Annotated in this window: 12 protein-coding genes; 6 read left to right on the top strand and 6 right to left on the bottom strand. The window is 66.1% G+C overall.

Annotation, left to right across the window (positions count from 1 at the left end):
- Window positions 1–161 precede the first annotated feature (161 nt).
- From ACU18_RS02480 to ACU18_RS02460, 5 genes are read left to right on the top strand one after another with little or no spacing between them, the layout of a single operon-like run.
- Window positions 162–1157 (top strand): substrate-binding domain-containing protein, encoded by a 996-nt coding sequence (locus tag ACU18_RS02480; protein WP_157370870.1) that lies wholly within the window; start codon window positions 162–164, stop codon window positions 1155–1157.
- 54 nt (window positions 1158–1211) lie between these two features.
- Window positions 1212–2255, top strand: coding sequence for an ABC transporter permease (locus ACU18_RS02475; RefSeq protein ID WP_050683952.1), 1044 nt, complete (start codon window positions 1212–1214; stop codon window positions 2253–2255).
- 12 nt (window positions 2256–2267) lie between these two features.
- Window positions 2268–3170: an ATP-binding cassette domain-containing protein gene (locus ACU18_RS02470; protein WP_050683951.1), complete on the top strand. Its 903-nt coding sequence runs from the start codon at window positions 2268–2270 to the stop codon at window positions 3168–3170.
- Window positions 3171–3203: 33 nt separating this feature from the next.
- Window positions 3204–4199 (top strand): Gfo/Idh/MocA family oxidoreductase, encoded by a 996-nt coding sequence (locus tag ACU18_RS02465; RefSeq protein WP_050683950.1) that lies wholly within the window; start codon window positions 3204–3206, stop codon window positions 4197–4199.
- Window positions 4200–4251: 52 nt separating this feature from the next.
- Complete coding sequence (locus ACU18_RS02460; RefSeq protein WP_050683949.1) at window positions 4252–5292, top strand: Gfo/Idh/MocA family protein; 1041 nt, start codon at window positions 4252–4254, stop codon at window positions 5290–5292.
- A 33-nt stretch (window positions 5293–5325) separates the two neighbouring features.
- On the opposite strand, the gene ACU18_RS02455 is transcribed toward ACU18_RS02460, so the two are convergent.
- The gene (locus ACU18_RS02455) at window positions 5326–5799 is read right to left on the bottom strand and encodes a MarR family winged helix-turn-helix transcriptional regulator (RefSeq protein WP_050683948.1); all 474 of its coding nucleotides are present in this window, start codon (window positions 5797–5799) and stop codon (window positions 5326–5328) included.
- A gap of 150 nt (window positions 5800–5949) precedes the next feature.
- Here ACU18_RS02455 and ACU18_RS02450 point away from each other — a divergent pair, with 150 nt between their 5' ends.
- The gene (locus ACU18_RS02450) at window positions 5950–7251 is read left to right on the top strand and encodes an MFS transporter (RefSeq protein WP_082178138.1); all 1302 of its coding nucleotides are present in this window, start codon (window positions 5950–5952) and stop codon (window positions 7249–7251) included.
- A 24-nt stretch (window positions 7252–7275) separates the two neighbouring features.
- Here the strand turns inward: ACU18_RS02450 and ACU18_RS02445 are convergent, their stop codons facing one another.
- From ACU18_RS02445 to ACU18_RS02425, 5 genes are all read right to left on the bottom strand, one after another.
- Window positions 7276–8349, bottom strand: coding sequence for a LacI family DNA-binding transcriptional regulator (locus ACU18_RS02445; protein ID WP_050683947.1), 1074 nt, complete (start codon window positions 8347–8349; stop codon window positions 7276–7278).
- 61 nt (window positions 8350–8410) lie between these two features.
- Window positions 8411–9304, bottom strand: a complete 894-nt coding sequence (iolB, locus tag ACU18_RS02440; RefSeq protein ID WP_050683946.1) for a 5-deoxy-glucuronate isomerase — start codon at window positions 9302–9304, stop codon at window positions 8411–8413.
- A 19-nt stretch (window positions 9305–9323) separates the two neighbouring features.
- A complete protein-coding gene (locus ACU18_RS02435) occupies window positions 9324–10064 on the bottom strand; it encodes a GntR family transcriptional regulator (RefSeq protein ID WP_050683945.1) in 741 nt (246 codons plus the stop codon).
- Window positions 10065–10274: 210 nt separating this feature from the next.
- Entirely contained in the window at window positions 10275–11198 is a 924-nt protein-coding gene (locus tag ACU18_RS02430) for a matrixin family metalloprotease (protein WP_050683944.1), read from the bottom strand.
- 31 nt (window positions 11199–11229) lie between these two features.
- A complete protein-coding gene (locus ACU18_RS02425; RefSeq protein ID WP_442853699.1) occupies window positions 11230–12414 on the bottom strand; it encodes a VIT1/CCC1 transporter family protein in 1185 nt (394 codons plus the stop codon).
- Window positions 12415–12526 lie beyond the last annotated feature (112 nt).

Raw genomic sequence — 12526 nt, 5'->3', positions numbered from 1 at the left:
CGTCATTTTTTGCCTTCAAGCCAATTTGCTCACGTAAGTACATACTTATGTCAGTACAAACTCTTGACATGTGTGGTCCGAGTCACCATGATCAATGAAGACGGCAAGCGAACCGGTGCAAGGATGCGCCGGTCCAGCCGGAAAATCGAAGGAGATTTATCGTGAAGACGCTTTCCTGGCGTAAGGCGGCACTCATGGCTGCAGTTGTCCCCATGCTGGCCCTGAGCGCCTGTTCCAGCACCGGAGGCAAGCCGGTTGATGCGGGCAGCAATGCAGGCAGCGGCCAGGTGGCCACGACGGACCGGATAAAAATCGCACTGATCACCCACGCGGCTCCGGGCGATACCTTCTGGGACATTGTCCGCAAAGGGGCTGAAGAAGCCTCGGCCAAGGACAACGTTGAACTTCTCTACACTTCCGACCCGGAAGGCGGGCGCCAGGCCCAGCTGATTGAACAGGCCATTGACCAAAAGGTTGATGGGATCGCCGTCACCCTGGCCAAGCCGGACGCCCTAAAGGATGCGCTGAAGAAGGCAACAGCCGCCGGGATCCCCGTGGTCAGCTTCAACGCCGGCGAATCAGTCTCGGCCCAGCTCGGCGCTTTCACCCACTTCGGTTCCAACGAAAAGCTGGCCGGCGCTGCAGCCGGTGACAAACTCAAGGCCGAGGGCCTGCAGCACCCGATCTGCGTCATTCAGGAACAGGGCCACGTGGGGCTCGAAGCCCGGTGCGCAGGCGTCAAGGAGAAGCTCCCGGAGACCGAGATCCTTTACGTCGCCGGCACGGACATGACCCAGGTTTCCTCCACCGTGACGGCCAAGCTCCAGGCCACTGCGGACGCCGACTCGATCATCGGCCTCGGTGCACCGTTCACGCTGACCATCCTCAAGGCCGTAACGTCCGCAGGCAGCAAGGCCAAGGTGGCCTCGTTCGATATGAACGCCGACCTGGCCCAGAAAATCTCCGACGGCGAGATCCTATTCACGATTGACCAGCAGCCGTGGCTGCAGGGCTACGGCTCCATTGATGCGCTCTGGCAGAACAAGCGCGGCGGGTTCAAGATCGGTGGCGGACAGCCCGTCCTGACCGGCCCCACCGTCGTTGACAAGGCCGCTGCTTCAGCTGCCCTGACCTTCGCCCAGCAGGGCGTCCGCTAAACAGTTTGTCCACGGGCCCGGGGGAGACCCCGGGCCCGCACGAAGGAGAACATCATGACTCAAACTTTGACCAGGCCGCCCGTAGTGGATGAACGTGTTGGCCGGCGGAATCCGTTGCAGAAGCTGTTGGGCCGGCCTGAGGTCGGTGCCCTCGTGGGCGCGATTGTCCTTTTTGTATTCTTCGCGTCCGTATCCCAGACGTTTATCCAGCCCAACGCGTTTGCGACGGTTTTGTACGGCAGTTCCACGATCGGGATCATGGCGGTGGGCGTTTCGCTGCTGATGATTGGTGGGGAGTTTGACCTTTCCACCGGCGTGGCGGTGATCAGTTCGGCGTTGACGGCCTCGATGTTCAGCTGGTACTTCAGCGTGAATGTTTGGGTCGGGGTGGTCCTGGCACTGGTGGTATCACTAGGGATCGGCTACATCAACGGGTGGATCCTGATGAAAACCAAACTGCCCAGCTTCATCGTGACGCTGGCGACGTTCCTGATGCTGACAGGCCTGAACCTGGGTCTGACCCGGCTGATCGGCGGGGGTGTGTCGTCCCCCTCAATTTCGACGATGGACGGGTTCGCGTCCGCGCAGGCCGTGTTTTCCTCCTCGGTGAACATTGGCGGGGTGGAAGTTAAAAACACTGTATTTATCTGGATTGTGCTGGTTGCGGTGGCATCCTGGGTCCTGCTCCGCACCAAAGTGGGCAACTGGATCTTCGCCGTCGGGGGCGACGAAAACGCCGCCCGCGCCGTGGGTGTGCCGGTCAAAGCCACCAAGATCGGGCTGTTTATGGCCGTGGGATTCTGCGGCTGGGTGCTGGGCATGCACAATCTGTTCGCTTTCGACGCGGTGCAGTCCGGTGAGGGGGTGGGCAACGAGTTCCTCTACATCATCGCTGCGGTGATCGGCGGCTGCCTGCTGACCGGCGGGTATGGTTCGGCGGTCGGTGGCGCTGTTGGCGCGTTTATCTTCGGGATGGCGAATAAAGGCATCGTGTATGCGCAGTGGAACCCGGATTGGTTCAAGTTCTTCCTGGGGCTGATGCTGTTGCTGGCCACCATCGTGAACCTGATCGTCAAACGCCGTGCAGAGCTGAAGTAAGGACCCGGATCCATGAATGCCAACAAAATTGACCAGCAGACCCTGCTGCAGAACGAGCAGGACCCGCTCACGCACACCCCGGTGCACCTGTTGTCCCTTGACGCGGTAGGAAAAAACTACGGAAACATCGTGGCCCTTCGCGATGTCACGATGGCCGTGGACAACGGCCGGGTTACCTGCGTCCTGGGCGATAACGGTGCAGGCAAGTCAACGCTGATCAAGATCATCGCCGGCCTGCACCAGCACGACGCCGGGACATTGAAGATCATGGGGGAGGAGCGGAAGTTCACCTCCCCCCGGGATGCCCTGGACGCCGGGATCGCCACGGTCTACCAGGATCTTGCCGTGGTCCCATTGATGCCGATCTGGCGGAACTTCTTCCTCGGCTCGGAACTGACCAGCGGTTTTGGCCCCTTCAAAAGCCTGAACGTGCAACAGATGAAGGACATCACCAAAAAGGAACTCGCGGAAATGGGCATCGACCTGCGCGATGTTGAGCAGCCCATCGGTCAGCTTTCCGGCGGTGAACGCCAATGCGTGGCGATCGCCCGCGCCGTGTACTTCGGTGCGAAAGTCCTCATCCTCGACGAACCCACAGCGGCCCTGGGCGTCAAACAATCCGGTGTGGTGCTCCGCTACATCCTCCAGGCCCGCGACCGTGGGCTGGGTGTCATCTTCATTACCCACAACCCGCACCACGCGTTCCCCGTCGGAGACAGGTTCCTGCTCCTCAAGCGCGGCACCTCGATCGGCTACTACGACAAAAAAGACATCACCCTGGACGAACTCACCGCCCAGATGGCCGGCGGCGCCGAACTCGCCGAACTCGCCCACGAGCTCCAGCAGCTCGGCGGCCACAACGACATCGTCAAGGAAGTCCAGGCCGACGTCGCAGACGTCAACGAACACCGCTGACCGGACCAAAACGCACAAAAGACGGGACACAGTATGCCAATCCGCGTGGGCGTTATCGGCGCCGGCGTTATGGGCGCCGACCACATCCGGAACCTCTCCACCACCATCAGCGGGGCTGAAGTCACGTTTGTGGCCGACCTCGACGCGGTCCGCGCCGCGGAAGCTGCGCCGCCCACGGCGCGGACCACCACCGATCCCTCCGAGCTGATCAACTCCAGCGACGTGGACGCTGTGGTTGTGGCATCCCACGATTCCACCCACGCAGGCCTGGTGCTCGAATGCTTTGAGGCGATGACCCCGGTGCTCTGCGAAAAGCCGTTGGCCCCCACCCTGCTGGAAAGCCGGGACGTGGTGGCGGCAGACGACGACATTGTGGCAGCAACCGGTGCCTCGCTGCTGTCGCTGGGCTTTATGCGCCGGTTTGATCCGGGCTACGTCCTGCTTCGCGAGGCCGTGGCGGCCAGGTCGCAGGGCGAGCCGCTGATGGTCCGCTGCACCAGCCGGACCGCAGCGTCCGGGCCCGGCGCCAGCACCGAGTCGGCAATCACCAATTCGGCGATCCATGAACTTGACGTGATTCCCTGGCTGCTGGGCTCGCCGATCACTGAGGTGTCCTGGCAGGCAGGCCGCAGTTCCCGGCACAGCCCTGCCGGGCTGCGGGACCCCGCGCTGATGCTGATGCGCACCGGTGACGGGACCATGGTGACCCTGGAACTCTTCCTCAATGCGCATTACGGCTACACCACGGCATGCGAGGTCGTCTCGGAAGCCGGCACCCTGGCGCTGCCGGAACCGCCGGCCCTTGCCAGCCGCCAGGACGGCCGAACCAGCGCCGGCATCCCGGAAGACTGGCGTCCGCGGTTCGCCGATGCCTATCGGCTGCAGCTCCAGGCCTGGGTATCCGCGCTCCGCAGCGCAGAACCGCCCCCGCTTGCCACGGCCCGGGACGGCCTGAACGCGGCGCTCGTGGCCCAGGCCATGACCCGTTCCCTGCATAGCGACGGCGCCTTCACCAAGGTGTCGTATTGACCGGCCCGGCAGCACGCCGCAGGCGTCCCAAGAACGCCAAGGAGGCGACAGCATGAAAAAAATCGTTTTTGGCCTGGTGGGTGTAGGCCGGATCGGCGTTATGCACGCCACCAACATCGCCGGCCTCCAAGCCGACCTGAACCGTGAGGGAATTGCGTTGGAGCTCCGGCTGACGGACGTCGCGCAGGAACACGCCCGCGCGGTCGCCGACGGGTTGGGGGCAGAGTTTGTGCCGTCCGTGGCTGCCCTGGTCAGCTCGGGCATCCACGGGCTTGTCATCGCCACCGGCACCGGAACGCACCCGGAGCTGATCAAGGCCGGCGTGGACGCGGGCATCCCGGTTTTCTGCGAAAAGCCGGTGGCCATGAACGTCCCTGACTCGCTGCCGGTGCTGGATTACGTCCGGGAACAAGGCGGCGTGGTGCAGATTGGGCATCAGCGCCGCTTTGATGCAGGCTACCTCGCGGCGCGGCAAGCCTACCGGGACGGTGAGCTGGGCTGGATCCATTCCCTGCGCGCCGTGACCTGCGACATGGCGCCGCCGCCCGTTGATTTCCTTGCCACGTCCGGAGGGCTGTTCCGGGATGTCTCGGTCCACGACTTCGACATCCTGCGCTGGCTTACCGGCCGGGAGATCACCGAGGTTTACGCCAAGGGTTCCAACAACGGCGACCCCGCCATCGGGGCGGTGGGCGACGTGGACTCCGCGCTGGCCATCGTGACGTTCGACGACGGCACCCTGGGCAGCGTCGCGGCCAGCCGCTACAACGGCGCAGGGCACGATGTCCGGTTGGAGATCCAAGGGTCAGCCGACTCAATGATGGTGGGACTGGATGGCCAGGCAGCACTGAAGTCTGCCGAAGCCGGCGTGGCTTTTCCCGCCGGTGAACCGCACCGAACCTTCGCCGACCGCTTCCATCAGGCATATCGCGCCGAAATGCTTGCGTTTGTGGACCTGGTCCTGGGCCGCAGGGAAAACCCCTGCACCCCCGAGGACGCTGTGGCCGCCTCCAGGGTGGCCGACGCAGCCCAGGAATCCCTGGCTACGGGGGCCCCGGTGCGGCTCGACACTTCCGCAGCCGTCCAGCTGTAACAGCGACACCAGCAGGCTCCCCCTAAGTCACGCTTAGGGGGAGTTTTGTGTGCCCGACGGGGACCCGGAGTGCAGCCGGGGGAGCGCGTCCACCAGCGGAGCCAGTTCCGGCACCGCCTGGGCTTCGCCGAGTGCCCGTTCCAGGGTTGCATCGTGGACGGGCCGTGCTTCGGCAAGGAGGCTGCTGCCGCTGCCGGTGAGCTCGGTGTAGATGCCCCGGCGGTCATCGTCGCACAGGATCCTGGTCAGGAGTCCCCGGTCCTCCAGCCGGTTCACCAAGCGGGTGGTGGCGCTGGGACTCAATGCCGTGGCCCGGGACAGCTGCTGCATCCGCATGTGCCAGCCGTCCTGGCGGCTCAGGGCGTCCAGGACGGTGAATTCGACAACGGACAGTTTCGATTCGGCCTGCAGGGATCGTTCCAGCTCACCTTCGATCAGGCCGTGCAGGGCCGCCAGCGTGCGCCACCCCTGCGCCCGGACCTCGACGGCGTCGTCCTTGATGCCCATGGTGTGCTCCTCGCTGCGGCCCGGAAGCTGCTGTTGTGCAGGCAAAAGTAGTTGCTTGCGCGGGATAGTTGCTTGTGCAACAATAAATACCGCGCCTGCAACTATCTTAGGCGCCTTTCCACCCAACGTACAGCTCAAAGGAGCACCGCCATGCCTGTTGGCTTGCTAGCACTCGCACTCGGAGGGTTCGGGATCGGACTCACCGAATTTGTCATCATGGGACTGCTGCCTGAGGTGGCGGCGGACTTTGCCGTCAGTGAAGCCGCAGCCGGCTGGTTCATCTCCGGCTATGCGCTGGCCGTGGTGGTGGGCGCCCTCGGACTCACAGCAGCGCTCTCGCGGTTCGACCGTAAACCGGTGCTGGCCGCCCTGCTGGTCCTGTTCATCGCCGGCAACCTGCTCTCCGCCACCGCGCCGGAATACTGGCCCATGATGGCAGGCCGGATCCTCGCGGCCCTTGCCCACGGCGCGTTCTTTGGCATCGGCGCGGTGGTGGCCGCGGACATGGTGGCCCCCACCCGGAAGGCGGCGGCCATCGCACTGATGTTCACCGGGCTGACCGCGGCCAACGTGCTTGGCGTTCCCTTCGGCACCCTGCTGGGCCAGGCTGCAGGGTGGCGGGCAACGTTCTGGGCCATCACAGGCATTGGGGTGATCGCCCTGGCCGGCATCCTGCTCCTGGTTCCCAAGACGTCAGGGGCACCGGCGGAAGCCGGCGGCCTCCGCGGGGAGCTGCAGGCCTTCCGTTCCGGCCAGGTCTGGCTGTCCATCCTGGTGACCATCCTCGGCTACGGCGGCATGTTCGGTGCCTTCACCTACATCGCCTACACGCTGACCGAGGTCTCAGGATTCGCCGCCAGCACCGTGCCGTGGCTCCTGATCGTCTTCGGAGTGGGCCTGTTTGTGGGAAACACTGTGGGCGGCCGGGCGGCCGACCGCAATGTGGACCGCACCCTTGTGGTGGTCCTGGCCGTCCTGTCCGTGGTGCTGGTGGCCTTCGCGCTGACGGCCGGCAACCAGGCACTGACCGTGGTGTCCCTGGTGCTGATGGGCGGCTTTGGCTTTGCCACGGTTCCCGGCCTGCAGATGCGCGTGATGAAGTACGCCAGCACTGCCCCCACTCTGGCCTCGGGCGCCAACATTGGCGCGTTCAACGTGGGCAACGCCCTGGGCGCTTGGCTGGGCGGGGTCACCATCAGCGCAGGGCTGGGCTACACCTCACCCATCTGGGCCGGCGCCGGCATCACCATCCTGGGGTTGGGCGTGATGGTGTTTGCATCAGCCGCCGCCAAGCGGGGCAGCGCCAAGGGCGCGGGGGACAGTGCGGGGGAGGTTCGTGACGCCGGAGTAGTCGCCAGCGAAGCGGACGACGGCGGCCCGCACCAGGGAATCCCGCGCGACGCCGGCCAGCTGGCTGGCGGGGCCGCAGACCTGGCCGCTACCCGGCGCTGACCGGGTAGCCCGGCGGGCCCGGCTTCAGCCTTTCTGCAGCTCGTCCGGCGGCAGCCCTCCCGGCAAAGGTTTCCCGGCGGCGGGATCCGACGAACGGCGTACCAGCAGTGCAGGCTCCAGCTTTCGGGACACGGCCGGAACGCCAACCCCGCCGGCACCATCGATCCGGTGGAGCATGGCCCGGGCCGCCAGCCGGCCGAGTTCGCCGGGGTGCTGGTCGATCGATGTCAGCCCGATCAGGGGTGACGCCGCCACCTCGATGTTGTCGCACCCCACCACTGCCATATCTTCCGGCACCCGCAGCCCCGCCCCCGCGAGTGCTTCCATTACGCCGATCGCCGTGAGGTCGTTGTGCGCGAAGACGGCCGTGGGCAGCTCGGCCCCGGTAGCCAGGAACTGCTCCATCACGGTCCGGCCACCGCGCTCGGTCATGTCGCTGTGGATCAACAGGGGCGGCAGGCCATGGTCCTTCATGGCGTGCAGGTACCCTTCGCGGCGGGCGGTGTAGGGGATCCACTCCGAGATGTCCACATGGGCGATCCGGCGGTGCCCCAACCCGTACAGGTGCTCCACGGCCATAACGCCGGACCGGAAGTCGTCTGTCATCACAGAGCCCACGCCCGGCAAGCCGAGGTCCCGGGTGATCACCACGGCATCCGTCCCGCGAAGCGCTGCTGCCAGTTCGTTCGCAGCACCCGTGTAGCCGGCCAGGATCACGCCGTCCACGCGGAGGTCAACAAAGTTCCTGACCGCTTCGATCTCGGTCCGGGGATCGGCGGATCCCACCGCCACCATCACCTGGTTGCCGCTGTCCACCAAGGCTTCGGTGATGCCGTCGTAGATGTCGGCAAAAACGGAGTTGTGCAGGTCAAGGAACAGCACTCCGAGCGTCCTGGTCCGGCGGCTGGCAAGCCGGCTGGCCAGCCTGTTCGGCGAATAGCCAAGGGCGCTGGCGCTGGCCTCAACCGCGGCCCGCCTGGCCGGCGAGACTTTGGGGGAATCCCGCATCACCAGCGAGACCAGGGCACGGCTTACTCCGGCGTCGCGCGCCACGTCCGCCATGGTCGCGGGCCGGCGGGCGCCGGAAGTCTCTTTCACAAGACTCCACTATGCCATTGCGGCCAGGTACCCCGCCGCGTCAGCAGGGGCATGGCAGGGTTCAGGCGCCGAACGGCAGCCGGGGGTCCACATCCTGCGCCGCCCAGCCCTGGCGGACCCAACCATGGTGCGGGTCATCACTGATGAGCCATTCCCGGACCGGGCCCGGACCGGCCATAACGTTGAGGTAATAGAGGTCGTAGCCGGGGGCAGCCATGGCCGGGCCGTGCCAGCCGTAAGGGACCAGCACCACGTCGCCGGTGCGGACCTCGGCGGAGACGTCGATGGGCCGCTCGTCCGAGGCGTAGACCCGCTGGTAGCCGATCGCGTCGGCGTCCGCCGGTGCTGCGGAGCCGGCCGCAACCCGGGTTTCGAAGTAGTAGATCTCCTCGAGGGACGTTTCGCCGTCCTTTTCCTCATCGTGCTTGTGCGGCGGGTAGGAGGACCAGTTGCCGGCGGGTGTGAGGACTTCGCAGACGATGAACCGGTCCGCTTCCAGGGCGGCGGGCGTGCCGAAGTTGTGCACCTGGCGTGAGCAGTTGCCGGCCCCGCGCAATTCCACGGGCGTTTCAGCCGCCGTCACCAGCCGCGTGGGGTAGCCGGCACCGGCGGGGGCTGTTGCCACGGCCACCCGGCCGCCGTCGGCCGAGGTAATGCTCACTTCCCGCGCCGTGCCGGAGTAAAGGACGTCGCTGGGGCCATGGAACACCGACCCGCGGCCGGCCAGGTCGTACTTGGTGCCGTCAACCGTGACGCTGAAGGCGCCGTTGAGGGGCACCACAATGCGTTCCTCGTCCGCCGCAGGGAGAACGACGGCGGTGCCCGCGGCCAGCGTCGCAACCTTCAGGCCAGTATGCGCCCAACCGGCAACGGGCAGGACGGAATCGGACGTGCCGATCGAAACGTCCCACGGGCCGTCGGCGGCGGTACCCAGGGGATAGACCCAGTTGGTCATGGGGATTGCTCCTAATAAATCAGCGCTGTACGAGTGTCATTTCGAAACTGTAGGAATCGGCGCGGTACACGTGGTGCCCGGTTTCAACCCGCCTGCCGGTGTCATCCACTGCGGTGCGTTCCATGGTCACCAGTGCGTGGCCGGCTTTGGTGTCCAGCATCGAGGCCTGGTATTCATTGGCGATCATGGCGCCGATCCGCTGGTTGGCCAGCCGGAAGTTGACGCCCCCGCGGCGCAGCACGGCGTAGAGGCCCTCAGCTGCCAGCAGGGCTTCGTCCATGCCCACAATGTCGTCGCGGACCCAGTTTTCCATCAGGGCCAGGGGTTTGCCCCCGACTTTCCGCAGCCTGGTGAAGTGGTAGACCTTGGAGCCGGCCGGCAGCTGGAGCGTGGCCAGGGTGGCTTCGTCCGCATCCACGTGGGAAAAGCTCAACACATCAGTGGTGGGCTTTTTGCCGTTGTTGGTGAGGTCATCAAACAGGCTGGACAGTTCCAGCGGCCGGCGGACCTGGCTGGAGACCACCTGGGTGCCGACGCCGCGTTTGCGGACCAGCAGGCCCGAGCGGACCAGTTCGTCCATGGCCTTGCGCATGGTGGGGCGCGAAAGGTTCAGTTGGGCTGCCAGGTCGATCTCGTTGTCCAGCCGGCTGCCCGGTTCGAGGATGCCGCTGTGGATGGCGGCCTCAATTCCCTGCACCACTTGGTGGTAGAGGGGCACGGGAGAGGAGCGGTCGATGCTGACACCCAGGTTGTTCGCCACGGTACGTTCCTGTTCCTTGGTTGCGGCCGGACGCCGTGCGGCGGTGGCTGCAGGCGGCTGCTTTGCCGGTATATGTTCTCTTGATAGGACATAGTTTCTTCCCTGATGGTAGCAGGGACGGACGGCGGGTCAAGGCCTGCCCTGGCGGTGACCAGGCAATTTGACCTGTCGTGACATCAGGACTTTTCCAGGACATGCCACCAGGGCGGGTTAGAGGTCCTTGCGGCAGGCAGCCTTGCTGAGTTCATACAGGCCGTTGCGGTCGCCGTCGGACAGGCCTTCCGGGGTGCCGATCTCCGGATACATCAGCTGGGCGGGGTCATCAACGTGGTCCAGGCCCATCACATGGCCCAGCTCATGCAGAATGACGGCGGTGGCGTATTTGTCGCCGTCAGGGTTGAGCAGTTCATCGGCGATCTGCGGGGCGTCAAGGTCCAGGCCTCCGGTCACAAAGGTCTTGGGGCCGCCGTCGAAACTGAAGTGGGTGCTGCCCCCGGTGCCGATCACGGGACCCTTCAGCTGCGGCGCCACCTCGGGGGTGGTCCACGCGATCAAAAGCGGTGCCCAGCGGGCGCCGTACCCGTCGGGTTGGAACGGCGGCCGCTGCGCCGACGGCTGCTCGTCAGTGGTGCCGTCGTAGACAAAAGAGATGCCGGTTGCTGCCGAAATGGTCTCGATGGCCCTCGGCACCAGCTCGGCCGCACCGTCGGGTTCGAGGTCCGTGTTGACCACATAGTGCAGAGGGCGGCAGGGGGAGTAGCCCACAGGTGTGCCGTCCCCGTTGACCAGCAGGAAATGGTAGGCATCGCTTCCGACGGCGGGCGGGGCCGGGGTGAGGAGCGGTTCGGCTGCCTCCTCGACGCCGGCAGGCGGGGCCGCAGTACTGACCTCTGCGGCCGGCGGGGCTTCGGCGTCGCCCGGCACGGCGCCTTCGCCCGGTCCCGCGCCCTGCCGGGTGCCGGGCCCGATCCGGAGGTCCAGGAACTGCTTGACCCGTGGATCGTCCAGCACCACTGCGGCCCCAAAAACGCCCGCCACGCAAAGCCCTGCGACCAGCACCAGCCGGTAGCGTGGTCGCGGCGTCCCGCTGCGGCCCGACGTGGGCTCCGCATGGCGTGGGGGCCGGCGCTGCATGGTCAGCCTTCCGTCGTTGGATGCACCAAAGCTAGCCCACCACGGTGCCGAAGGCGAGCCCCAGGACGTAGGTGACGGCGGCGGCACCGAGCCCGATGCCCAGCTGGCGCAGCCCCCGGGTCAGCGGCGACGTCCCCGAAAGCAGTCCCACGATGCCACCGGTACCCAGCAGGGCAAGGCCCACCAGGGCGCCCGCCACAACCAGCGCAGCAACTCCGGTCAGGCCGAACAGGAACGGCAGGATGGGAATGATGGCCCCGGAGGCAAAGAAGCAGAAGCTGGAGAGGGCGGCGCCCCACGCAGTGCCCACGGCCTCGTGTTGGTCCTCTTCCGCCGGCTCTTCCGGGTGCAGCGAAAGGCTGGGGTCGCAGTCGCAGGAGAGCTGTCCCATCCGCTCGGCCACCCGGTGTTGGGCTGCTTCCTGGGACATGCCGCGGGCCAGGTAGACCAGCAGGAGTTCGTTGTGTTCCAAGTCGAGCTTCGGTGCTGCAGCCAGGGTGACCTGGGTGGGCCGGGTGGCGTCAAGCAGTTCGCGCTGGGACCGGACGGAGATGAACTCGCCCGCACCCATGGACATGGCACCCGCAAGGAGCCCGGCGATGCCGCTGAGCAGCACCACGCTGCTGGCCACGCCGGAGGCGGCCATGCCCATTACCAGCGAGAGGTTGCTGACCAGTCCGTCGTTGGCCCCGAAGACTGCAGCCCGGAAGGTGCCTGCCAGCCGGTTGCGGCCGCGGGTGGCCAGTCCACGGACCACTTCCTCATGGATCTGTTCGTCAGCGGCCATGGCTTCGGTGGCGTTGGGGTCCTTGGCGTAGGGCGAGCGGCCCTCGGCCCGCTGGGCGAGTGCCAGGACAAAGACCGAACCGAAGTGGCGGGCCAGGAAGCCCAGCAGCTGGCTGCGGACCGATGCCGGCCGGGTGCGGCCCGCGTTGTCCCCGAGCAGGCCCAGCCAGTGCGCTTCGTGCCGGCCCTCCGCTTCGGCCAGGGCCAGCAGGATGGCCCGCTCCTCGCCCTGGCGGTTCTGGGCCAGGTCGCGGTAGACGGCGGCCTCGGCCCGTTCGTCGGCGAGGTACTGGCGCCAGCGCCTGATGTCGGCGGCCGACGGAACCGGGGTAACCGGGGTTTCCGGGGTGCCCGCGGGTCCGGCGGGGGCCGGTTGGTGATTGGGTGTGGCGTGCTGCGGCACGGAGGACTCCTGGGCTGGATGGGGCACGGTTTCGGCTCCATTGCCACGCCAGTTTACTGCGGATTTCCGCGGTTTTTCGGCTGGCAACCCTAGCTCCGGGGTTTCGGTCCGCCGTAACTTTTCCATCATGTGGGGAAGC

The sequence above is a fragment of the Arthrobacter sp. ZBG10 genome (assembly GCF_001238605.1).
Taxonomy (GTDB): Bacteria; Actinomycetota; Actinomycetes; order Actinomycetales; family Micrococcaceae; genus Arthrobacter.
Note: the sequence above shows the minus strand (reverse complement) of the source record. Positions and strands in the feature narration are given on the sequence as shown.

Coding starts and splice junctions, on each gene's coding strand:
- ACU18_RS02465 (WP_050683950.1), top strand. CDS start 3,204: ATGCCAATCCGCGTGGGCGTTATCGGCGCCGGCGTTATGGGCGCCGAC.
- ACU18_RS02475 (WP_050683952.1), top strand. CDS start 1,212: ATGACTCAAACTTTGACCAGGCCGCCCGTAGTGGATGAACGTGTTGGC.
- ACU18_RS02460 (WP_050683949.1), top strand. CDS start 4,252: ATGAAAAAAATCGTTTTTGGCCTGGTGGGTGTAGGCCGGATCGGCGTT.
- ACU18_RS02470 (WP_050683951.1), top strand. CDS start 2,268: ATGAATGCCAACAAAATTGACCAGCAGACCCTGCTGCAGAACGAGCAG.
- ACU18_RS02430 (WP_050683944.1), bottom strand. CDS start 11,198: ATGCAGCGCCGGCCCCCACGCCATGCGGAGCCCACGTCGGGCCGCAGC.
- ACU18_RS02455 (WP_050683948.1), bottom strand. CDS start 5,799: ATGGGCATCAAGGACGACGCCGTCGAGGTCCGGGCGCAGGGGTGGCGC.
- ACU18_RS02450 (WP_082178138.1), top strand. CDS start 5,950: ATGCCTGTTGGCTTGCTAGCACTCGCACTCGGAGGGTTCGGGATCGGA.
- iolB (WP_050683946.1), bottom strand. CDS start 9,304: ATGACCAACTGGGTCTATCCCCTGGGTACCGCCGCCGACGGCCCGTGG.